The sequence below is a fragment of the Nocardia sp. NPDC127526 genome, assembly GCF_042672265.1.
Classification (GTDB): domain Bacteria; phylum Actinomycetota; class Actinomycetes; order Mycobacteriales; family Mycobacteriaceae; genus Nocardia.
Genome location: NZ_JBHXVO010000002.1, coordinates 331806 through 354459 on the forward strand (window position 1 = coordinate 331806; position 22654 = coordinate 354459).

The 22654-nt window shown below is 69.7% G+C and carries 15 protein-coding genes; 8 read left to right on the plus strand and 7 right to left on the minus strand.

Annotated features, from left to right (window positions below; translation table 11 throughout):
- Positions 1–4: 4 nt before the first annotated feature.
- From ACFVIV_RS04690 to ACFVIV_RS04700, 3 genes are read right to left on the minus strand one after another with little or no spacing between them, the layout of a single operon-like run.
- Complete coding sequence (locus ACFVIV_RS04690; protein ID WP_379193414.1) at positions 5–925, minus strand: 1-phosphofructokinase family hexose kinase; 921 nt, start codon at positions 923–925, stop codon at positions 5–7.
- A complete protein-coding gene (fdhF, locus tag ACFVIV_RS04695) occupies positions 922–3633 on the minus strand; it encodes a formate dehydrogenase subunit alpha (protein ID WP_379193415.1) in 2712 nt (903 codons plus the stop codon). The genes ACFVIV_RS04690 and fdhF overlap by 4 nt, the downstream gene beginning before the upstream one ends.
- Positions 3633–5222 (minus strand): NADH-ubiquinone oxidoreductase-F iron-sulfur binding region domain-containing protein, encoded by a 1590-nt coding sequence (locus ACFVIV_RS04700; protein WP_379193416.1) that lies wholly within the window; start codon positions 5220–5222, stop codon positions 3633–3635. Before ACFVIV_RS04700 ends, fdhF begins: the two co-directional genes overlap by 1 nt.
- Before the next feature lie 118 nt (positions 5223–5340).
- Here ACFVIV_RS04700 and ACFVIV_RS04705 point away from each other — a divergent pair, with 118 nt between their 5' ends.
- The 8 genes from ACFVIV_RS04705 to ACFVIV_RS04740 all read left to right on the plus strand — a co-directional run bounded on the left by ACFVIV_RS04705 (position 5341) and on the right by ACFVIV_RS04740 (position 18204).
- A complete protein-coding gene (locus tag ACFVIV_RS04705; RefSeq protein WP_379193417.1) occupies positions 5341–8049 on the plus strand; it encodes an alkaline phosphatase D family protein in 2709 nt (902 codons plus the stop codon).
- A 117-nt stretch (positions 8050–8166) separates the two neighbouring features.
- Positions 8167–8502 carry a spore germination protein GerW family protein gene (locus tag ACFVIV_RS04710; RefSeq protein ID WP_379193688.1) on the plus strand — a complete coding sequence of 112 codons (336 nt, stop codon included), beginning with the start codon at positions 8167–8169 and terminating at the stop codon, positions 8500–8502.
- 2 nt (positions 8503–8504) lie between these two features.
- A complete protein-coding gene (locus ACFVIV_RS04715; RefSeq protein WP_379193418.1) occupies positions 8505–11006 on the plus strand; it encodes a cation-translocating P-type ATPase in 2502 nt (833 codons plus the stop codon).
- 106 nt (positions 11007–11112) lie between these two features.
- Positions 11113–12573: an alpha-L-fucosidase gene (locus tag ACFVIV_RS04720; protein WP_379193419.1), complete on the plus strand. Its 1461-nt coding sequence runs from the start codon at positions 11113–11115 to the stop codon at positions 12571–12573.
- A 5-nt stretch (positions 12574–12578) separates the two neighbouring features.
- Positions 12579–13175, plus strand: coding sequence for a TetR/AcrR family transcriptional regulator (locus tag ACFVIV_RS04725; RefSeq protein ID WP_379193420.1), 597 nt, complete (start codon positions 12579–12581; stop codon positions 13173–13175).
- A 576-nt stretch (positions 13176–13751) separates the two neighbouring features.
- Positions 13752–14546 (plus strand): ParB N-terminal domain-containing protein, encoded by a 795-nt coding sequence (locus ACFVIV_RS04730; RefSeq protein ID WP_379193421.1) that lies wholly within the window; start codon positions 13752–13754, stop codon positions 14544–14546.
- A 165-nt stretch (positions 14547–14711) separates the two neighbouring features.
- Complete coding sequence (locus ACFVIV_RS04735) at positions 14712–16601, plus strand: M4 family metallopeptidase (RefSeq protein ID WP_379193422.1); 1890 nt, start codon at positions 14712–14714, stop codon at positions 16599–16601.
- 91 nt (positions 16602–16692) lie between these two features.
- Positions 16693–18204: a M1 family metallopeptidase gene (locus ACFVIV_RS04740; protein WP_379193423.1), complete on the plus strand. Its 1512-nt coding sequence runs from the start codon at positions 16693–16695 to the stop codon at positions 18202–18204.
- 80 nt (positions 18205–18284) lie between these two features.
- On the opposite strand, the gene ACFVIV_RS04745 is transcribed toward ACFVIV_RS04740, so the two are convergent.
- From ACFVIV_RS04745 to ACFVIV_RS04760, 4 genes are all read right to left on the minus strand, one after another.
- A complete protein-coding gene (locus tag ACFVIV_RS04745; protein WP_379193424.1) occupies positions 18285–19175 on the minus strand; it encodes a cutinase family protein in 891 nt (296 codons plus the stop codon).
- A 132-nt stretch (positions 19176–19307) separates the two neighbouring features.
- Positions 19308–20480: an ABC transporter permease gene (locus ACFVIV_RS04750; RefSeq protein ID WP_379193425.1), complete on the minus strand. Its 1173-nt coding sequence runs from the start codon at positions 20478–20480 to the stop codon at positions 19308–19310.
- Entirely contained in the window at positions 20477–21649 is a 1173-nt protein-coding gene (locus ACFVIV_RS04755) for an ABC transporter permease (protein ID WP_379193426.1), read from the minus strand. The genes ACFVIV_RS04750 and ACFVIV_RS04755 overlap by 4 nt, the downstream gene beginning before the upstream one ends.
- Before the next feature lie 10 nt (positions 21650–21659).
- Positions 21660–22652, minus strand: a complete 993-nt coding sequence (locus ACFVIV_RS04760) for an ABC transporter ATP-binding protein (RefSeq protein WP_379193427.1) — start codon at positions 22650–22652, stop codon at positions 21660–21662.
- Positions 22653–22654: the final 2 nt, after the last annotated feature.

Here is a 22654-nt window from a genome sequence, read left to right on the forward strand (position 1 = left end):
CGCGTCAGCGCACCGGCGCGGCGGCGCTGAACAGCTCCGCGATGCGCGCCGGATGCCCGGGGCCGGTCCCCTGCGTACCGAGCGCCGCCGTCGCGGCGGCGATGCCCAAGCGCACCGCATCCGAGAGTGCGTAGTCGCGCAGCAGACCGACGCTGATTCCGCCGACCATGGCATCGCCGGCGCCGATTCCGCTGCGCACGGTGACCGGAATGGGCGCGAAATACTCCGCGCCCGCCGCCGTGATCGCCAGGGCGCCCTCCGCGCCCAGCGACAGCACCACGATCTCGCTCACCCCGGCCGCGATCAGCGCCCGCGCCGCCGCGAGCTGCGCGGCCCGATCGGGCAGCGGATGACCGGCGTACTCGGCGAGTTCGCGCACGCTCGGTTTGACCAGGTGCACCCCGCCGCGCACGGCGCGCAGCGGAGCGCCCGAGGTGTCGAGGATCAGCCGGATACCCAGATCCGTGAGCAGTTCGGCCAGCTGCTGGTAGAAGTCCACCGCGACGCCCGGCGGCAGACTGCCGCTGGCCACCACGAACCGCGCGCCTTGCGCGGCGCGTTCCACCGCGGCCAGGCAGCGATGCTGTTCGGGCGCGGTCAGGCGCGGGCCCGGGAAGACGAAGCGGTATTGCGCGCCGCAGCTGGTGTCGGTGATCGCGAGGCTCTCCCGGGTGGCGCCGGCCACCTCGACGGTGCGCGCCGGGACCCCGGCGTCGCGCACCAGTTCCGCGAGCAACGCGCCTGAGGGGCCGCCCACCGGGAACACCGCGCGCACCGGCTCGCCCAGCGCCGCGACCGTGCGCGCGACATTGATCCCGCCGCCGCCCGGATCGAATCGCGGTGCCGCGCAGCGCATCTTGTCGGTCGGCCGGACCTGGCCGGTGCTGGAGGCGATATCGATCGCCGGGTTCATCGTCAGTGTCACGATGGACACGGTTCACCTCCGGGGTGGCGCGGGACGGGGCGCAGGGCGACGGCGGTGACCTTGTATTCCGGGCAGTCGGTGACGGGATCGGTACGGCGCGAGGTCAGTTCGTTGGTGGGTGCCTGCGGGAAGTGGAAGGCGGCGAAGAGCTGGCCCGGTACGACCTCGTCGGTGGCGCGGGCGGGCAGCACGATCCGGCCGCGGCGGCTGCGGACCTCGAGGAGATCGCCGTCGGCGACGCCGAGGGTGGCGGCGTCGGTGGGCGCCAGATCGAGGGTCTCCGCGTCCAGCAGTGCGGCATTGGGGGTGCGGCGGGTCATGGAGCCGGTGTTGTAGTGCTGCAAGCGGCGTCCGGTCACCAGGATGAAGGGGTATTCGGCATCGGCTTTCTCGCCCGGCGGCAGGTAGGGGCGGGCGGCCAGCGCGGCGCGGCCGTCCGGGGTGGCGAAGCGATGCTGGTACAGCGACGGGGTGCCAGGGTGACCATGGTCGGGGCACGGCCATTGCAGGGAGCCGAGCGCGTCCAGCCTGCTGTGCGATATGCCGCCGAAAAGTGGTGTGAGACGCGCACATTCGTCCATGGCCGCGGCGGGGGTGCGGCAGCCCAGGTCCACGCCCATGGCACCGGCCAGCGCGTGCAGGATGGCGAAATCGGAGCGGGCCTCGCCGGGCGGGTCCAGCGCGGGGCGCACGCGCTGGAAGCGCCGCTCGAAATTGACGAAGGTGCCGTCCTTTTCGAGGAAGGCGGCGGCGGGCAGTACCACATCGGCCTGTTCGGCGGTCCGGGACAAGAACAGGTCCTGGCTGATGACGAACTCGCAGGCGTCCAGCGCCGAACGGACGTGGTGGGCATCGGGATCGGAGGTGATCAGGTCCTCGCCGATCACATAGAGCGCGCGCAGGCCGCCATCGAGCGCCGCGCCGAACATGGCGGGGATGCGCAGACCGGGCCGCTCCGGGACCGGCGTTCCCCAGTCCCGGGTGAAGCGTTGCCGCACAGCGGGATCCGCGACCTTCTGATAGCCGGGGAGCACATCGGGCAGCGCGCCCATGTCCGAGGCGCCCTGCACATTGTTCTGCCCGCGCAGCGGCAGCACGCCACACCCGTCCGGGGTGCCCACCGTGCCGCGCAGCAGAGCCAGATTGGCCAGGGTGCGCACACCGTCGGTGCCGTGCGCATGCTCGGTGACGCCCAGCCCGTACACGATGACCGGATGTTCGGCGCGCCCGAACAAGCGGGCGGCTTCCAGGATGGATTGGGCCGGAACACCGGCGATATCGGCGACCCGCGCGGGCGGGCAATCCCGCAGCAGCCGCATCAGCTCCGCGAATCCGCTGGTGCGCTGCTCGAGGTAGTCGTCGTCGATATAGCCCTCGTCGACCAGGACATGGGCCAGGCCGTTGAAGACCGCGACATTCGAGCCGGGCGCACCGCGCAGGTGCACCTCAGCGAGGTCGGCGAGCTCGGTGCGGCGCGGATCGACGACGATCAGCGACGCGCCCGCGGTGACGCGGTGCACGATGCGCGAGCCGATCACCGGATGGGCCTCGGTCGGATTGGCTCCGGCCACCAGGATGCAATCGGCGCGATCCAGGTCGTCCAGGGATCCGGTGCCGCCGGCGTACCCGAAGGAGGCGCTCAGCCCGGCCGCGGTGGGCGCGTGGCACAGCCGCGAGCAGTTGTCGATGCTGTTGGTGCCCAGCACTGTTCGCGCGAACTTCTGCGCGAGGTAGTTCTCCTCGTTGGTGGCGCGCGCCGAGCTGATCATGCCGATGGCCGCGCCGCCGTAGGTATCGCGGATACGGGCCAGTTCACGCGCCACCACGGTGAGCGCCTCGTCCCAGGTGGCGGGCCGCAGCGGCGAGCCGCGCCCGGCCGAGCGGATCAGCGGCCGGGTGAGCCGGTCCCCCGAACTGACGAAGCCGTGCGCGAATCGGCCCTTCACACAAGCGTGCCCGCGATTGACCGGGGCGTCGCGGGTGGGCGTGACCGAGACGATGCCCGCGCTGTCGGTGTGCACATCCAGGGCACAGCCGACCCCGCAGTAGCCGCAGGTGGTGGTCGTGGTGCCGGTAAAGGTACGCCGCCCCGCGCGCTTCTCGTACAGTGCGCCGGTCGGGCACGAGTCGACGCAACTCCCGCACGACACGCACGGCGACTGCGCCCACGAACCGCCGTGCCCCGGAGCCACGACCGTGCCGAAGCCGCGGCCCGACAGTTCCAGGACGAAACTGCCCTGCACCTCCGAACACATGGCCACGCAGCGGCCGCAGGCGATGCACAGGTCCTGATCGAAACTGATGTAGGGATGGGAGTCGTCGGTTCCGCCGCTGCGGTGGGCTCCGCCGAATTCACCGCCGTGGACACCCAACTGCTCGCACAATCGCACCAGTTCGCTGTGCTGGGCGGGGATTTCCAGGGCGCGCGGCGGCAGTTCGGACACGATCAGCTCGAGCGCGCCGCGCGCCGCCCGCCGCGCCTGCTCGTTGTCCGGTTCGATGATCATGCCGTCGCGCACCGGGGTCGCGCACGCGGCCACCACCCGGTGATCGGCGCGCACCAGGCACACCCGGCAGGATCCGCGCGGGGTGAGCCGGTCGTCGTGGCACAGGGTGTCCACCCGTGCGCCCGCCGCGCGGATGGCGTCCAGAACCGTTGCCGTATCGCCGATCTCGATCGCCTTGGCGGCCACGAACACCCGAGCCATCACAGTCCCCCGATCGTCTCCGTACCGTACACGCGCAGCAGGCTGCGCACAGCGCTCGCCACTCCCGACCCGAACGCGCACAGGCTCGCGGTCTGCATGATGTCCAGCAATGCATCGAAACGTTGTCCGGCAGCGTGCAATTGCGCATCCACCCCGGCGCTGAGCTCGAGCCCGCGTTGGGTGCCCACCCGGCACGGCGCACAGGCGCCGCAGCTCTCGCGCCGCGCGAAGGACCACAGCTGCCGCAGCAACGCGGCGGGCGGCACCGTGTCGGGTATGGCCACCAGACTGCCGTGTCCCAGGCTGACACCGTAGGTGGCGAGGTCGGCGCCGGCCAGGCCGGCATCCAGCTCATCGGGGGCGAGGAAGCCGCCGAGCGGGCCGCCGATCTGCACCGCGCGCAGGCGCCCCCGCCGCAACCCGCCGCCGAGGTCCTCGACGATATGCCGCAGCGGCGTGCCGAATTCCACCTCGTAGACCCCCGGCGTGCTGAATTCCGAGTTCAGGCAGACGAGTTTGGTTCCGGTTTCGATCGTGCGGCCCAGCCGCGCATAGGTTTCGCCGCCGTGGCGCACGATCCACGGGATGGCGGCGAGGGTTTCGACATTCTGCACGACGGTCGGCCGGCCCCGGTATCCGCCGCCGGTCGGATACGGCGGCCGGGCCTGGACGGTGCCGCGCAGTCCCTGCAGGGAGCGCAGCAGCGCGGTCTCCTCCCCTGCCACATACGATCCGGCGCCGTCGTGCACCGTGATATCGAAATCGATACCGCTGCCGCACAGGTTCTCACCGAGATAGCCTGCGGCCCGGGCTCTTTCGACAGCTTTGCGCAGGGCCGCGGCCGCGGCCGGATACTCGGCGCGAACCAGTACCAGGCCCTGGCTCGCGCCGACGGCGCAGCCGCACAGGGCCAGGCCGGCGAGCACGCGGTCCGGGTCGTATTCCATCAGCAGCCGATCGCAGTAGGATCCGGGATCGCCCTCGTCGCCATTGGCGACGACATAGCGTGGCGCGGCGAGCGCCTGGGCGGCACGCCATTTCGCGATCACCGGATACTCGGCGCCGCCGCGGCCACGCAGGCCCGACCAGGCGACCTCGGCCAGGATGCCGCGCCACTGCCGATTGCGCAGAACCGTCGACCACGCCTCCCAGGGCCGGTCGCCACCGCAGAGTCCAGCCAGCACAACGGGTTCGGGTGCGGCGCAGGAGTACGGGATCGGCGGCGCGGGCGCGCCATCCGGACCGGACACCAGCGTCCCGCCGATCAGCGCGGCGGGCGCCGCATAGCAGCATCCGAGGCAGTACACCTGCGGCTCCGACACCGCGGGAGCGCCGTCGCGGGCGACGAAACATCCGGTGCCGGCACAGATCCGGTCCCCCGGCGGCACGGTCAAGTCGGCGTAGAAGGAAGCTGAGCCGGCCACGGCGGCCGGGGGCAGGCCCGAGCGATCGGCGACCTCGTCCACATCCCCGGGTCGGATTTCGTGGTGCTCATCGAGCGTCGCCCGCAACATCTCGGTTGCGTTCGCGGCGGCGGTTGCGCGTCGATGGGCACGTACTGCCATCCAGTCCCGGGGTCGGACGTTCATCGTCTGCTCATTTCTGCCCCGGCTCGTCGGGGCCGGCACCGACAACTTTCCCGCGAACGAGCAGCGCACAGCAGGGTCGGCAAGCCTCCTGTTGTGAGGGCTTTGGTCCCATCGCCTCGTGCGTGCCGTCCCTATTCGGGCGGGCGGCGGCGGTGCAGCCTGGGGACATGGACGCGAAATACCTCGACGAGCGCATCGGCAGCCGCTCGGACACCGATCCGCGCGCACCGATCGTGGTCGGGATCGATGGTTCCACCACCGCCTGCGCCCCCGCCCGGTCTATCTGCTCATCGCGCTGGCCCTGCTCGGCGGCACGGTGTACGTGACCATCGGGTCGGTGGCCAACTACTTCCAGCAACCGGGCTGGGTCGCCGATATCGCCTGGCTGCTGTGGGTTTCGCTGCTGGTGGGCGCCGCGGCGTGCGGCTACGGCATCGTGGCGGCCATCGTGTTCGCGCGGTATCCGACACCGCCGCGGCGGTTGAACCGCATGCTCACCACCTCACTGCTGACCACCAGGCCGGTGTACGGCGCGCAATGGCAGGGGCGGCCGTCCTGGCGGCTGGGGGCCGGATTCATGACCGCCGCCGCCGTATCCGGGCTGCTGTCCCTGGTCGTGGGCGCTTCGCCCTACGTGGTGGACGGTTTCGACCATTATGTCGCCGGCTGGTTCGACGGCATGTCGGTCGCGTTCTGGACGCGGTTCACGAATCTGGCCTTCGCCACGCCCACGATCCTGGCCCTGGCGGTGCTGGTCGGCCTGGCCGCCATGCGCTGCCGGGCGCTCGCTGTGTCCTATGCCGCCGCAACCGGTTTCGGGCTGCTGGCCAGTGTCATGCTGCGCGGCATCATCGAGCGGTTCCGGCCCCCCGACGGGCCGCTGGCCGGCGCGTGGGATTCCTATCCCTCCGGCCATGTCATCCAAGCCGTCATCGTCGCCGGGCTGGTCCCGCTGGCCGCGGCCACACTGCTGGGGCGGCGTTCGGTCGTCGCACCCCTCACCCTGGTGCTCGGGGCCGCCGCCGCCGGCACCGCCTTCGACCGGGTCGCCGACGGATTACACTGGCCCACCGATGTTCTCGGCGGTGCGGCCATCGGCCTGATGCTGGTCCTCGGGGCACGCTGGATCATCGACACGCCCCGCGCGCACGTCGCCTGCCGTGGCTGCCCGTGGTCGCCGGACGAGTCCGCGCACCCCCACCCGCCGCGCGGGTTCATCCCGTTCACCGTGCCCGCGGCGTCGGTGGTGCGAATGCTGGCGCATCTGTCGGCCGCCGCGGTCGCGGTGACCCTGGCCGTGCTCACGGTGACCGTCGGTGTGCCCGCCAGCGGTGAGGGATTCGTCTTCGGATCCGATATCGAGCGGCCGGTTCAGCTGGCGCTGGCGGGCGTGGTGTCGCTGGGCGCTCTCGTCGGGTGGCGCTGGGAGGCGGTCGGGGCGGTGCTGATCGCTTTCGCCGCAACCTGTCTGGACATCTTCGCCGCGATCGAGTATCAGCCCGGCTATGCCATCCTGCTGACGGCGGGGGCGCTGGTGACCATGCTGCTGCTGGGCACCACGTGGGTGGGCGCGAATCGGGTGTACGCCATCTATTTCGGTCCCACGCATCCGGCGAGCACGGCGCCGGCGCTCGCCGTGGACCGGGTCGAATGGGTGTGGTCCGGCGCGCTGCGCGCCGACGGCGTGACCGTCACCGCGCGGCTCGCATCGGGCCACCGGGAGGCTTTCCTGCGGCTGCAGCCCCGAGACGGTTCGGCGGCGGTGGACACGGCGGCGGTGGACGCGGGGGACCATCGGATCGTCCGCCTGAACGCCGACGGCCTGCGCCCCGCGACGGCCTACACCTACACCCTCGTCGTCGACGGCGTCGCCGACTCCTCGCGCGGCACAGGGCATTTCATCACACCATCGGAGGGGCCCATGTCCTTCCGGGTCACCGCGGGCGCATGCGCCCGGGTCGGCTCCAACGGGGCCGTCTTCGACGCTCTCACCGGTGAACACCCGCTGTTCCACCTCGCACTGGGCGACCTGCACTACGCGAATATCGAAGCCACCTCCACCGGGCCGTTCTACGACGCCTACGACCGGCTGCTGACACAGCCCGGACAAGCGGCGTTCTACCGCAGCACACCGATCGCCTATGTCTGGGACGACCACGACTACGGCCCCAATGATGCCGGTGCGGCCTTCCCGGGACGGGCGGCCTCCCGGACCGCCTTCGACACCACGGTTCCGCACTATCGGTTCGTCTCCCCGGACGGCACCGTGAATCAGGCCTTCACCATCGGCCGGGTGCGTTTCGTGCTCACCGATTCGCGCTCGGCCGAGACCGCTGATTCGCTGCTCGGCGCACCCCAAACCGATTGGCTCATCGACGAACTGGTGCGCTCGAGCCGCACGCACGCCCTGGTGGTGTGGGGCAGTTCGCTGCCCTGGATCAGCGGTGCACAGCCCGGCGGCGACGGCTGGCCCGGTCACGCCGGCGAGCGCCAGCGCATCGGCGAGGCGATCGCCGGCGCCGGAATCCGGAATCTGGTGATGGTCTCCGGTGACGCGCACATGGTCGCCATCGACGACGGCACCAACAGCGACTACTCCGCGCGCGGCGGGTACGGTTTCCCGATTCTCAGTGCCGCGGCGCTGGATCGGCCCGGAAGCGTCAAGGGCGGACCGTACAGCGAGGGCGTCTTCCCGGGCGGCGGCCAGTACGGCGTCCTCGATATCACCGACAACGGCGCCGAGGTCAGCGTCACGCTCAGCGGTAAGCGCTGGGACGGAACGGTTCTCGCCAGTCTGACCTTCACCGTTCCGGGCGGGCGAACCTGACTGCGGCGGCGCAATGGGGCCTTTCGCGGACGGTGGCGGGGTCCATCGGCCCCTGTCCGCGGTGCCGGGGCCGATCGAGACTGGGTAGTGCCCGACACCTACCACGGAGGCAGCATTATGAAGGTCGAAGAACTGTTCGCGGCCGCGAAGGACAGCGCAACGGTGAAACGCGTATACGCCGAACCGGTTGAGCGGGACGGCGTCACGGTGATCGCGGCGGCCGCGGTCTCCGGGGGCGCGGGCGGCGGTGGCGGCCATGACAAGGACGGGCAGGAGGGGTCCGGCGGCGGTTACGGCATCGGTGCCAAACCGGTCGGCGCCTTCGTGCTCAAGGACGGGCAGTTGCGCTGGCAGCCGGCCGTCGACGTCAACCGGGTGATCACCGTCGCCGGGTTCGTGATCGCGATCGCGATGATCATCGGTGCGCGTATCGCCAGAGCCTACGAGCGGTAGCGGTGACCTCCACGTTCGCCGGGTTGTCGTCCGCCGAGGCGGCGACCCGGCGGGCCCGCGACGGCGCCAATATCCTGCCCCAGCCAGCGCCGGTGCGGTGGTGGCAGCGCGTCGCCACCCAGTTGCGCGATCCGCTGATCATGGTGTTGCTGGTGGCCGCGGCGCTGACGGCGGTGATCGGCGACTGGACCGATATGTCGGTGATTCTGCTCGTCGTCGTGGTGAATACCGCGGTGGGAGTGGGTCAGGAGCTGCGGGCCGACCGGGCGATCTCGGCGCTGTCGCAGCTCACCGCGCCCACGGCGCGGGTGACCCGGGACGGGCAGCAGGCGCAGATCCCCGCCGCCGAGGTGGTGATCGGTGATCTGCTGGTTCTCGCGGAGGGCGATATCGTCGCCGCCGACGCGACGGTGACCGAGGGCATGTCCCTGCTGGTCGACGAGTCCGCCCTGACCGGCGAATCGGTGCCGGTGGACAAATCGATCACCGGTGACCGCGCGCTGTCGGCCGGGACCGTCGTGGTGAAGGGCCGCGGCCGGGCCGTGGTCACCGCCATCGGCGCGCGCAGCGCCACCGGCCGGATCGCGCGGTTGCTCGAGCGGCACGAGGGGCTGACGCCGTTGCAGCGCAGGCTGATCGACGTCGGCCGACTGCTGGCGGCCGTCACCGTCGGACTGTGCCTGATCGTGCTCGGGCTCGGATTGGCCCGGGGTGAATCGGTGGAGCTCATGGCCGTCACCGCCATCAGTCTCGCGGTGGCCGCGGTCCCCGAATCGCTGCCCGCCGTGGTGACCCTGAGCCTGGCGCTCGGGGCGCGGCGGATGGCGGAGCGGCACGCGCTGATCCGCAAGCTGCCCGCCGTCGAGACGCTCGGGGCGGTCACGGTGCTGGCCACCGACAAGACCGGCACCCTCACCGAGGGGCGCATGGCCGTTCGCCGGATCTGGACCCCGGCAACGGAATTCACGCTCGAGGACGCCGACGCCGCCATTGCCGCGCAGCCGAGCGGCGAGACCGGGCGGCTGCTGTCGGCGGCCGCGCTGTGCAACGACGCGCATCCGATGCCGCCCGATGGCGAGCACCGCGAAGCGACCTTCCTGGGGGATCCCACCGAAATCGCGCTGCTGTCCGCGGCTTTCCGGTTCGGCGTGGATCGCGACGCGCTGCTGGCCCGGTCGCCGCGCTGTGCCGAGCGCCCGTTCGACAGCGATCGCAAACGCATGAGCACCGTGCACCGGCTGCCCGACGGCCGCTATCGCGTCATCTGCAAGGGCGCTCCCGAAGCCCTGTTGAACCCCACCGTGCTCGACGATGATCCGGCCGCCGTGCGGCGCGCCGCCGATCGCGCGGACGAACTGGCGCACAGCGGTTTCCGGGTGCTGGCCGTCGCTCAGGGCGATCGGGACGGCATGCCCGCCGCCGGAGAGGATCCCGAGCACGGGCTGCGCCTGCTCGGCTTGATCGCGATCCTCGATCCGCCCCGGCCCGCCGCGGCCGGCACCATCGCCGCGTGCCGCACCGCGGGCATTCGCCCGCTGCTGATCACCGGTGATCATCCCGGCACGGCTCGTGCGATCGCGATGGACACCGGGATCATCGGGCCCGGCGAGCCCGTGATCGACTGCCGCACATATCCCGACCGGCTTCCGGACGCGACGGTCTACGCGCGCGCCACCCCCGGCCAGAAGCTCGACATCATCGAATCACTGCGCCACGACGGCCAGATCGTCGCCATGAACGGTGACGGCGTCAATGACGGACCGGCCTTGCGACGCGCCGACATCGGTGTGGCCATGGGCGGGCGCGGTACCGAAGTCGCCCGGCAGGCAGCCGATCTGGTGCTCGCCGACGACGAGCTCGGCACCGTGGTCCACGCGGTCGAGGAAGGCCGCCGGATCTACGCCAATATCCGCCGCTTCCTGGTCTACGGATTATCCGGCGGCACAGCCGAAATCGCGGTCATGCTCACCGGTCCCCTCCTGGGCCTGCCGCTGCCGCTGACTCCCGCCCAGATCCTCTGGATCAATCTGCTCACCCACGGCCTGCCCGGCGTGGCCCTCGGCGGCGAGCCCGCCGACCCGGACACCATGCGCCGCGCGCCCCGCCCACCGACCGAAAGCATTCTCGGCGCGGGCCTGTGGCAGCGCGTGCTGCGCATCGGCCTGGTCCTGACCGCCGTCACCCTCGGTGTCGCGGTCTGGGCCCAGCACACCGACCGCCCCTGGCAGAGCATGGCCTTCTTCGCCCTGGGCGCGACCCAGCTCGGCGTCGCCCTCGGCTCCCGCACCCGCCTGTTCTCCCTGGCCAACCCCATGCTCCTGGTCGCCGTAACCGCCGCCCTGGCACTGCAATCGGCCGCCCTCTACTTCCCACCGCTGCAAAGCCTCCTGCACACCGAGCCCCTCTCCCCGGCCGATCTGCTCACCGTCGCCGCCCTGGCCACCCTCGGCTTCCTCGCCGCCCGCCTCGACCGCGTCCTGCACCCCGGCCATGGGACGGGTTAGCGGGTTTCCCGACGGCACCGCGACAGCTGCTCATGTATGCTAATTTTTGCTTACCCGAGCAAGAACGGGTGCCGCAGGGCGAACCGTACGACTCCGAGGAGTGGCGATGAGTTGCGGGCCGGATCAGCAGGCGCTGGCGGGGCGGCCGGTGCCGGATTGGTATCGGCGTGCCAAGCTCGGGATCTTCGTGCACTGGGGTTTGTATTCGGTTCCGGGTTTCGCGGCGCGTGGGAGCGCGGATTACACCGCGTTCATGCGTGCGCTCACCAGCGGCGCGACGACGGCCGATCGGATCCCGTATGCCGAGTGGTACCTCAATTCGATGCGGGTTCCGGGGTCTCCCACCGCGATTCATCATGCGGCCACCTATGGGGATCGGTTCGAGTACACCGGATTCCGGCCCGAGTTCGAGGGTGCTGCCCGGGCGGTGGACTTCGGCGAATGGGCGGAGCTGTTCGCCGCGGCGGGTGCCCGGTATGTCGTGCTGGTGTCACGGCATCTCGATGGGTATCCGTTGTGGCCGAAGGGGATCGGCAATCCGAATGCGGCGGGTGATTATCGCTCGCCGCGGGATATCGTCGGTGATCTGTCCCAGGCGGTGCGGCAGCGGGGGCTGCGGATGGGCCTCTACTACTGCGGCGGGATGGACTGGACCTTCCGGACCGCGCCGATACGGACCCTGACCGATCTGATCCGGCATCAGGCGCTGGGGCCGGGGTATGCGCGCTATGCCGCCGCGCAATGGCGGGAATTGATCGATTCCTATGCGCCGTCGATCCTGTGGAACGATATGGGCTGGCCGGCGGAGGTGGATCCGCACGAGATCATGGCCCACTATTACGATGCCGTGCCCGATGGGGTCGTGAACGATCGCTGGGTGCAGCCGAAGTTGCCCGCGAATCGTCTCGCCCGTGCGGCGTATCTGCGGTTCATCGGCGTGGCGCTGCGGGCGATGGGCAAGCTCGGCAAACCGATCCCCGACCCGCCCAAGGATTTTCACTACGATTTCGCGACCCATGAATACACCCCGCCCACCGGGGTTCGGTCCGAGGCGTGGGAGCTCACCCGGGGGCTGGGCCGGTCCTTCGGGTACAACGCCCAGGAGACCAGCGCGGACACCCTGACCGGGGCCGAGGTGATCCACCTGTTCGCGGACGTGGTCGCCAAGGGCGGCAATCTCCTGCTCAATGTCGGGCCCGATGGACACGGCCGCATATCGGAGCTCCAGCGGGAGCCGCTGCGGACGCTCGGCGCCTGGCTCGCACGGAATTCGGCCGCGATCTACGACACGGTGGCCTGGGATCGGTTCGCCACCACCACGACCGACGGGCAGGCTGTGCGATTCACCAGCGGCGGTGACACCGTCTATGCGATCGTCCTCGCCGATCAGCCGGCCGGTGCGATCAGCCTGCGCGACTTGACCATCCCGGCCAGCGCCGCGGTCGGCCTGGTGGGTGGCGCACCCGCGTTGACCTGGCAGCAGCGCGGCGGCGACCTGCTGGTCGAGCTACCGACCGAGGTTGCGCCGCAACAGCACGCCTTCGCGCTCGCGATCAGGGGGCTGTGAGCGTCGTGGCAGTCAGGAAACGTGACGCGCTCACCGTGACCGAGCAGGCCCGGCGGGCACAGATCGTGCACGCGGCCATCGACACGATCGCCGAAACGGATTACGCCCGCGCCTCTTTCACCGCAATCGCACGCCGGGCCGGGCTCAGCAGCACCGGGATGATCTCCTATCACTTCGCGGGCAAACAGGATCTGATCGACGAGGTGATGCGTACGGTCCTGGCCGATTTCACCGACTTCGTGGTGGCCCGCAGTGCGGCCGATACCGCCGCCGGACGGCTCGCGGCGTTCATCGTCGCGAACAACGAATTCCTGCGCGAGCACCGCAACCATCTGGTGGCCATGCTGCGCATCCAGACCGCTGCCCCCGACAGCGAAAACGCAGGCATCCTGGCGGCTTCGGATCGAGCGAAGCTGGCCGACCTGCTGGCCAGCGGCCAACGAGCGGGCGAATTCCGGGATTTCGACACCGACATGATGGCCGGATTCATCCTGTCACTGCGCAATGGCGTCATCGCCCGCACGGCCGCCGAACCCGGCTTCGACCTCGCCACGTGCACCAGCGAACTGCTCACCGCGATCCGGTCCGCCACCGAAGTGTGAGTCCGGCGGCAAGCCTCGAGGACCTCGTGAGGGTGGGCACGAGGCCGATGCCCTTGCCGCGGAACGGGTCCCTACCGGGGCCGGATCTGCCGCCGAAACCTGTCGGCACGCCCTACCGCAACGTTTCACAGTTCGGATTGCGAGAGTAATTGTGCGAATGGGAATGGGAGTAGGCCGGAGTGAGATATCCTGTCACGCAGTTGTAGTCGGTCCGCGGGCTCGCCGATCGATTCTTTTGCGCGCCGATAGTCGGCGCATCCGTGTCGCCGCGATGCAGTCATGTCTTCACCGAATAACCCTGGTGTCGAAGGGTTTGCGGGAATCCCCGCGCGCGGAAACATTGCCGCGAAAGTTCCAATGTGAAATATTGCTGACCGCACCGGATGATCTTCACTGACCGGACACGGCGCGGTGTCTTCTCTCCCGATCATTGCCGTTGTTTCGAGCTGTTCGGGGTCGGCGGTGAGGGGGGTGCTGGATGGGCTACGGAATGTGATCGCAGCTTCGGAGCAGGAGAGTACCGCCGTGAACGAAACCCGTTTGGACGCGGACGTTGTCATGACGAGGGGAGGGAGTGTGGACCCGATCGTCGACATTCCCGTCGACTCGATAGAAACCAGTGGTGCGCTGCGTGTGCGCACGGAGTACGGCCGGCATACGAACCTGCTGGCGCGGGCCGAGACCGAGTTGCCGCCGGTCCTCGTGCATCGGCAAACCATGCGGCTGATCGATGGCGCCCACCGATTGCAAGCCGCGAAATCCAGGGGCGCCACCATGATTCGAGCGCGCTTCTTCGACGGCACCGAGGAGGAGGCGTTCGTGCTGGCGGTGCGGGCCAATATCACGCACGGCCTGCCGCTCTCGGTGGTCGAACGCAAGGCGGCGGCGCTGCGGATCATGCGGATGTACCCGCTCTGGTCGGATCGCAAGGTCGCCGAGGTGACCGGCCTGGACCACAAGACGGTCGGCGCGGTGCGCAAGCAGTCGTCTGGGGATGTTCCCCAGACCCGGCAGCGGCTCGGCCGCGACGGGCGCATGCGGCGGGTGCGCGAGACGCCCGCGCAACGCGAGGAACGCACCGAAACCTTTGGCGGCGGGGGCATTACGCCACCCGCCCCGGCGCCGATGGAGCGCGTGTGCGCCGCGGCGGTCCTGCAGAGCCTGCGCCGTGATCCGTCGCTGCGGCTCACCGAGGCGGGACGCACGCTGCTGCGCTGGCTCGATGCCAGCCCGCGCACGCCGACGCAGTCGGTGGATCTGGCCGATCGCATTCCCGAGCACTGCCTGAACCTCATTCTCGATATGGCGCGGCAGAATGCGGCCAACTGGCAGGATTTCGCGGCCCGGGTCGGCGATCGCCTGCGCAGTTGAAGGCGCGCGCTGATTCGAACGATATAGCGTAACTGCGCAACTCCTTTCACGGTTGCGTGGTTACGCTATTTCTCTGCCCGAAAAGCGCTCCGGGACAATGTGTTCCCCAGTCATCCCCAGTCGAGGAAAACGCCTCGAACATGGTTCTACTTGAATATGAATTCGATGAATCGAAGGGCGAAGCGCCTCACCGCCACCGCGGCGATCGCTTTCGCGGCAACGGTTTTCGCGACCAGCACCGGCGCCCTCGCCCAGCAGCCGACCACTCCCCCGGTTTCGCCCACCGCGCCGACGACCCAAACGGTGCCCACCACCCCGCCGGCGCCCACCACCGAGCAGGCGCCCACCACCCCGCCGGCGCCCACCACCGAGCAGGCGCCCACCACCGGGCGGGCTCCGACAACCGAGCAAGCCCCCACCACCGAGCAGGCACCGACCACTGAGCAGGCGCCGACAACCGAGCGCGCGCCGGAGGGCTCCGATCTCGAGTCCGCGCCGAAGGAGGTGCTGACCGACCCGCAGGGCGTGGTCACCCAGGTGGTGCCGAAGGCGCCGGTGCCCGCTCCCCCGGGCACCCCGGCCGAGGCCCCGGCCGCCGCGGAGGCGCAGGCCGAATCGGTCGAAAAGCTGTTCGGCGGTGAGCCGGTCGGCGATCTCGTCGTCGATCAGGTGCTCGAGATCGGCGAGGGCTCCACGGTGCGGTTGCGCCAGGAGATCAACTCGGTGCCGGTCTACGGCGCCTCGGTGGCGCAGTCACTGGCCGCCGACGGCGCGCTCATCTCGGTCACCGGCGCGCTGACCCAGGAATCGCAGGGCGAGTTCCCCGGCGATGTGAGCGCCCCGCCGGAGGCCGCCGCGCAGACCGCGCTCGCCGCCATTGCCGCCGAGAGCGGGCAGCCCGCCGACCAGCTCACCGTCGCGGGCTCCGAATCCCGCTGGTACGACCCGAAACTCGCATCGGTGGCCGATGCCCGCAGCGTCGCCGTCCCGGCCTATCTGGTCACGGTGGTCAAGGGCGGGGAGACCGTCGAGGACGGCGAGCCGGTGACCTGGTCGGTCTTCGTCGACGCCAACAAGACCGATCAGGTGCTCGACAAGTGGAGCGAGACCAAGCACATCAACCGCGTGGTCTGCGATGCGGCGAGAAAGGTTGTCAGCCTGTCGAACTCCTCGGTCCGATGCGGCGCGACCTCCGCGATCAAACCGGCCCGCACCGAGGGCCAGGGCCCGGCCGCCGTGGCCGATGTCAACAATATCTACCAATTCCTCGGTGACACCGACAAGTTCTATGCCCAGCACACCGCCTTGCGCGATCTGACCGCCCTGATCGGATTCGACACCGGCGACGGCAATGGCAAGGCGCTGCGCGCCACCGTCCGCGTCTGCACCTACCCCAGTAGCGGCGATCCGGGCTGCCCGTACGCCAATGCGTTCTGGAACGGCGAGCAGATGGCCTACGGCGAGGGCGTCAGCACCGACGACATCACCGGGCACGAGCTCACCCATGGCGTGACCGAACGGGTCAACGGGCTGGTCTATCGCAATGAATCCGGCGCGATCAATGAATCGATGTCGGATATCTTCGGCGAACTCACCGACCTCACCAACGGCAGCACGGACGATACTCCGCAGAACCGCTGGAAGCTGGGCGAGGGCAGTTCCCTCGGCGTCATCCGCGATATGAACAATCCGGGCGCGCTCGGCGATCCCGATACCTATCGGGGCCCGAACTGGTACAGCGGAAGCAATCAGAGCGCTTTCGTGCACATCAACAGCGGCGTGGGCAACAAGGCCGCGCAGTTGATCACCGACGGCGGCAGCCTCAATGGTGAAACCGTTTCCGGAATCGGCGTCGAGAAGGCGTCGCAGCTGTACTTCACGGCGCAGACCCTGCTGTCGTCGAACGCCACCTATTCGACCTTGAGCAGCACGCTGGCGACCGCGTGCCGGACCAATGTGCAGAACAATGTCGCGGGCACGACCGCCGCGGATTGCGCGCAGGTGGTCAAGGCCACGAAGGCCGTGAAGATGCCGTCGCTCGACGTATCCGCCTGATTTCGCCGCTCTCGGGGCCGGGCGCCGCATCGCAGGGGTGCGACGCCCGGCCTCATCCCCTCTTGATGATTCGCGAAAGGGATTGTGTCCCATGTCCATCCACCTTCGTTCCGCCTCCGCGCTGGCTCTCGCACTGAGCCTGCTGACGGCCGCGCCGGCGATCGCGCTGCCCGACAACGCTTCCGATACCACCGCGGGCACGACCTCCCCCACACCCGGCTCCGACGGGCTCGGCGACCCGTACTACCCGCAGGACGGCAATGGCGGATACGACGCCGTCCACTACGACGTCGCCATCGACTACGACCCGCCGACCCATCACCTGGACGGCACGACCACGGTCACGGCGAAGGCCACCCAGGATCTGTCCGCCTTCAATCTCGACTTCGCCGGTCCCCCGGTCGAATCCGTCGCCGTCAACGGCGCGCCCGCGCAGTTCCAGCGGCAGGGCGAACACGAGCTCGTGATCACGCCCGGAGCGCCACTGCCGCAAGGACAATCGTTCACCGTGGTCGTCGACTACGCCGGGACCGCGGCCGATACCAAGGGCAACGGCTGGACCTACACGCCGACCGGCGGCGCGTTCGCGGCGGGCGAACCCCATTCCGCCACAACGTGGTACCCGCTCAACGACACACCGCTGGACAAGGCCACGTTCACCGTGCACGCCACGGTGCCCACCGGCTGGGAGGTGGCATCGAACGGGATCCGCACCGGGGATGTGCCCGCCGAGGGCGGCCACACCGTCACCTGGGAGGCGAAGGACCCGATCATCGGCTACCTGACCACGGTCGCGATCGACAAGTTCACCAAGCTCGAGCAGAGACTGTCGGAGAAGGTGAATCTGGAAAGCTATTTCGCGCCCGACGCGGCAAAACAGAAGCAGAAGCTGGAGAAGCAGCTACCGGGCGTTCTCACAGTGTTGCAGGACCTGTACGGCTCCTATCCGTTCGAATCCGGTGGCGGCATCTATGTGGACACCGATCTGCGTTTCTCGCTGGAGACCCAGACCCGGCCCATCTACGCGCCGTGGACGGATATGAATACCGTGGTCCACGAGAACGCCCATCAGTGGTGGGGCAATTCGGTGTCGGTGAAGGACTGGCGCGATGTCTGCCTGAACGAATGCTTCGCCAGCTACACCGCCGACATCCTCTGGCCGGAACGGAAGAACCACCGCGATCCCGACGCCATCTACCTGCGCGCCCTCGCCCGCGCCGAACAGCGCGACATCTGGTCGATACCGCTCTACGACGCCGGCAAGGGCAATGAGTTCACCACCGTCTATTCCCGCGGCCCGCTGTTCCTGCACGCGCTGCGCCGGACCATCGGGGATGACGTATTCTTCACCGCCGTCCGCGATTTCGCGGAAAGCCATCGCAACGGCAATGCGTCGATCCCGGAATTGCGGGTGTTCTTCCAATCCCGCACCGGCGAGGATCTGAGCGGCTTCTTCGATGCCTGGCTGAACGGCACCGAGCGGCCGGCGGAGGAGTATCTGTACCCGGGCAGCCTGGGCGATCGTTCCGCGCAGCAGACGGTGGATGCGCCGGATTCCGAGGAGGAGGCGGACTGGCCGTTCGGCGACGGTGACCGGAAATAGAGCCGGCCAATACGATTCGGTCGAAATGGCGGCAGCACAGTGAGAGGCCGGTCCCTCGGGACCGGCCTCTCCATTCGGCGCTATTCGGGTGTGGCGCTGCCGATCAGCCGGTTCAGCCAATCGCCGAGCCACTGCAAGGCCGTGCGCCCCAATTGGTCGACCACCAGGGATCCGTATCCCCCGTGCACGCCGGAGGCATAGAACTCCGCGATATCGATGCCCTCGTCGAGCAGCGTGCCCAGATCGGTATCCGCTGAATCGGTCGCATCGGTGAATGCGCCGTTAGTGAACGCGCTGTCGGTGAACGCGCCCGGCTCATCCGATATCCCAGCACCGCGGGAGGTCTTGCTCAGCACCGAGCCCAGCAGCCCGAACAATGGACTGTCACTCTTGCTGATCGCGCAATACAGATCCTCGGGATGGCAGATCGACGACACCCGGCCCGTCAGCGCGCCCATGCCCAACGGCCGGGGATCGGCGATACCGGTGCCGACGGGACGCGGCCCGACCACGGTCTCACCCGCCGTCCCCGCCGCCGGATCCGAGAGCAGGCCGACGGCCAGCACCCGATCCGCGGGCACCGGCCCCCGGTTGTTGCCGATGGCGGAGGCGATATCACCGGCGGCATCGGCGCCCTGGCTGTACCCGGTGATGGTGAACAACGCCTCCGGGCACCGCGTGAAGTAGTCGCGTAATACATTCCCCGCATTGAGGATCGCCGTGTTCTTACTGTCGGCGTAGGTGTGCCCGTCGTCGAAGGCGCGCGCGATATAGGGCGTGAAGAAGATCTCCGACTCGGCCCCCTGCTCGCGTTCGACGGCCTCGGCGATCGGCCCGAGCATGCCGACGGGCCGTGCCGGGTCGGCCTTTTCGTCGGTTTCCCAGGTACCGGGTATGAACAGATTGAACGTCGCCGCGCAATTCGGTGGTGGTGGTGGGGCGGCGGCCGCGGCGACGGCTGCGGAACCCATTGTGAGCCCGGCCGTCACGAGCGTGGTGAGCAGACAGCGTGTGCACGATAACGTGCCGTTCTTCGGATTCATATTCCAGTAGAACCACAGTCGCCGAAGGTAATTCGAGTGGGGATGAGTGGGGATTCGGGTTCACGCGACGATCGACCGCCGCAGTTGCCGGGCGGCGAGCGCGAACAGGACCAACGCGGCCGCCGACAGCACGCCGAGTTCGGTGGCGATATCGGCGAGTCCGCCGTCGTGGCGCAGTAGTTCGGCATAGCCGTCGACCGCCCAGGCGTGCGGCGTCAGATGCGCCAGCATCCGCACGGACGGGGTGTAGAACTCGAGCGGCATCATGGTGCCGCCGAGGGCGGCGAAGCCCAGGCCGAGCAGCAGCCCGCCGGCAATGGCCTGCTGGACGGTACGCATGGTCGAGCCCAGCAGCTTGCCCGCACCGGCGGCCGCCAGGGAGAACGCCAGCATGAGAACGACCGCGGCGAGCGGATCACCCCAGCGGACCCCGAAGATCAGGGCCGATCCGAGCATGATGAACGCGCCCTGCACGACCGCCACGCCGAAGCGGCCCAGGGCCGCGCCGAGCACGATCGTCGTGACGTGCGTGGGCGAGGCGAGCATGCGACGGGCGACGCCCAGGCGGCGGGTTTCGATGAGAGCGGTCGCCGTGGTCAAGGAGGTGATGAAGATGAACAGCACCAGTTGTGAACTCGCACCGGTGTCGAAGCGCCCCAGCTCTTCCGGGAAATCCGCGGTGCCGGCGCTGTGGGCGAGCACGCTGATCCGCGGCGTCCGCTCGGCGGCGTCCTCGGTACCGGCGACGGCGCCGGCGAAATCGGCGCCGGTCTCAGCCGCGGCGAAGCGCGCGGCGCGCAGCATGCTCGCCTCCCGGACGACGACCGCGGTCACCACCGAACGCACCTGCTCCCCTCGTATGCCGGGGCGCGCCAGGAACCGGACCTCGGCCGCGTCCGACGGCGCGCCCACCGCAATGTCGTAACCGGCCGGAATCACCACGCCCGCTTCGAGTTCGCCGTGCTCGACCCGGCTGACCAGATCGGATTCACTGCCGATCACATACACGTCGATACCGTCGGCCGCCCGCAACTCGGCCGCCAGCTGCTCGGCCCGCGGCCCGGCGCCGCCGACCAGCACGCCCACCCGCGGTTCGAAACCGCCCCCGTAGGCCATCCCCAGAACCAGGATGAGCAGCATCGGGAAGGCGAAAACGAAGAAATAGTTGCTGCGCTGCCGGGAGTTTCGCTGGAGGTCGATGGCCGCGAGCGCGAGTGGTTTCGGGATTCTCACAGCCGGATCACCTTGCCCAGTCGAATGGCGGCGACGGCTCCGGCGACGAGCGCGAACCCGGCGAGCGCCGCCACGGCGGGCCCGATATCGGCCACTCCTCCGCCGGCCAGGTCACCGAACCCGCGCAGCAGCCAGGCATGCGGCGTCACCAGGCTCACTGTCGCTATCGGCCCGCCGATCTCGCTGATCGGGAAGAACGCCCCGCCGAGCAGGCCCAGCACCACCGCCACCACGGACTGGGCGTTCCCGGCGGCGTCCGCGGTGGGCGCCAGTGATGCCACGACCGCGGTGATGCAGGTCGCCGCGAGCACACCGGCGGTCAGCAGCGCGGCCACGACCAGCGGCGGGCCCCAGCGGGCCCCGAGCAGCACGGAGGTGGCCACGACCAGCACCGCCATGCTCGCCAGCCCGAGCAGTGCGCTGACGGTGAGCTTTCCGGCCAGGATCGCGCCGCGCGGAATGGGCGCGGCCAGCAGCCGGCGCAGGGTTCCCCCCGCGCGCTCGTCCAGTATCGAGGTGACGCCGAACTGCACGGTGAAGAACAGGAAGAACACCGACATGGCGACGGCGGAGTAGGTGGTGCTGTCGAGCACCTTGGCCGCCGCCGAGCCGTCGGTGAGCGCGACCGGCGCGGCGGTGTCGCGGGCCCGCGCGGCGGCCTGTCCGGCCTCCTCCGGGGTCAGCGGGCGCTGTGCGGCGACTGCGGCCACCGCGGCCCGGACCGATTGCAGCTCAGCGGTATACGACTCGGCCAGGGCACGGGCGAGGGACGCGCCGATCGGCGCGTCCGCATTGCCGATGACTTCGATCGCGGCGGGCGCCAGGGTCCGCACGGCGGCGCTGAAATCGGCGGGCAGCACGAAGGCCGCGTCGATGGAGCCGTCCGCGGCCAGCCGCTCGGCCTCCGCGCGCGAATCCACGCGGCGCACCGTGAGCACGCCGTCGGCCGCCGGCCCGCCGAGCACCTCAGCGGTGAAAGCCGTTGCGGCCGGGCCATGGTCCAGATCGGCCACGGCGTAGTCGAAGGCGCGCGGAGTCGCCGCCGAACCGACCACCAGCTTGAAGATCCCGGCCAATGCCAAAGGCAGCACCACCGCCAGCAGGATCGCGGAGCGGTCCCGCAGCCGCTGCCGCAAGTCCTTGCCCGCGATCCACCACACCGCTCGCACCGCGCCCTCCCTAATCCCGCAGGGTCTTTCCGGTGAGGTGGAGGAAGACCGCCTCCAGATCGGGTTCGTGCACGGTGACCGCGCGCACCACCGCACCGGCGCGGCCGACCACGGCCAGCACGTCCGGCAACGTGATCCGGGCGTCCTCGACGGACAGATCGAGCCCGTCCGCGGTTGCGGCGACCTGCACGACCGCGGCCATCGCGGCCAGGTCCGCCGCCGCCCGGGTCACCTCGCCCGCCGCGGCCAGCCGAATCCGATCGTGCTCACCGACCAGCCGGGTCAGCTCGCGCGGCGTCCCCTCCGCGATCATCCGGCCCTCGTCGAGAATGCCCACCAGCCGGCACAGCCGCTGCGCCTCCTCCATGTAGTGGGTGGTGTAGAGCACCGACATGCCTTGCGCCGCCAGCGCTTCCACCCCGGCGAGAATCGAGTTGCGACTCTGCGGATCGACGCCGACGGTGGGCTCGTCCAGGATCAGCAGCCGCGGCCGGTGCAGCAGCCCCGCCGCGATGTTCAATCGCCGCTGCATTCCCCCGGAGAACTCCGACACCGTGTCGCCCGCGCGCTCGGCCAGACCCACGGCGTCGAGCACCTCGGCGATCCGGGTTCGCGCCGCCCGCCCCGATATGCCGTACAGCCCGGCGAAGAACCGCAGGTTCTCGCGCGCGGACAGATCGGGGTACAGCGCGAGTTCCTGTGGCACATACCCGATCTCGGCCTTGACCGCGACGGCGTGCGGGGTCATTCGCCGGCCCGCCAGCCGGATCTCCCCCGTATCCGCGGCGAGGATCCCGGCCACCATGGAGATCGCCGTGGTCTTCCCGGCCCCGTTCGGGCCGAGCAGCCCGTAGGTTTCCCCCGGCGCGATCGTGAACGACAGATCGTCGACGGCGACGAGATCGCCGTATCGCCGGGTCACATGCCGGCACGACAGGGCCGGCCCCGCGGCCGCGCCGCCGGGGTCGGGCGACCGTGCGGTCGTGGTGGCCGTCAGCTTCATCG

Bases quoted from the DNA above. Each gene is read 5' to 3' on its own strand.
- ACFVIV_RS04700 (WP_379193416.1), bottom strand. From the start codon at position 5,222: ATGAACGTCCGACCCCGGGACTGGATGGCAGTACGTGCCCATCGACGC.
- ACFVIV_RS04710 (WP_379193688.1), top strand. From the start codon at position 8,167: ATGAAGGTCGAAGAACTGTTCGCGGCCGCGAAGGACAGCGCAACGGTG.
- ACFVIV_RS04740 (WP_379193423.1), top strand. From the start codon at position 16,693: ATGTCCATCCACCTTCGTTCCGCCTCCGCGCTGGCTCTCGCACTGAGC.
- ACFVIV_RS04735 (WP_379193422.1), top strand. From the start codon at position 14,712: ATGAATCGAAGGGCGAAGCGCCTCACCGCCACCGCGGCGATCGCTTTC.
- ACFVIV_RS04720 (WP_379193419.1), top strand. From the start codon at position 11,113: ATGAGTTGCGGGCCGGATCAGCAGGCGCTGGCGGGGCGGCCGGTGCCG.
- ACFVIV_RS04760 (WP_379193427.1), bottom strand. From the start codon at position 22,652: ATGAAGCTGACGGCCACCACGACCGCACGGTCGCCCGACCCCGGCGGC.
- fdhF (WP_379193415.1), bottom strand. From the start codon at position 3,633: ATGGCTCGGGTGTTCGTGGCCGCCAAGGCGATCGAGATCGGCGATACG.
- ACFVIV_RS04745 (WP_379193424.1), bottom strand. From the start codon at position 19,175: ATGGGTTCCGCAGCCGTCGCCGCGGCCGCCGCCCCACCACCACCACCG.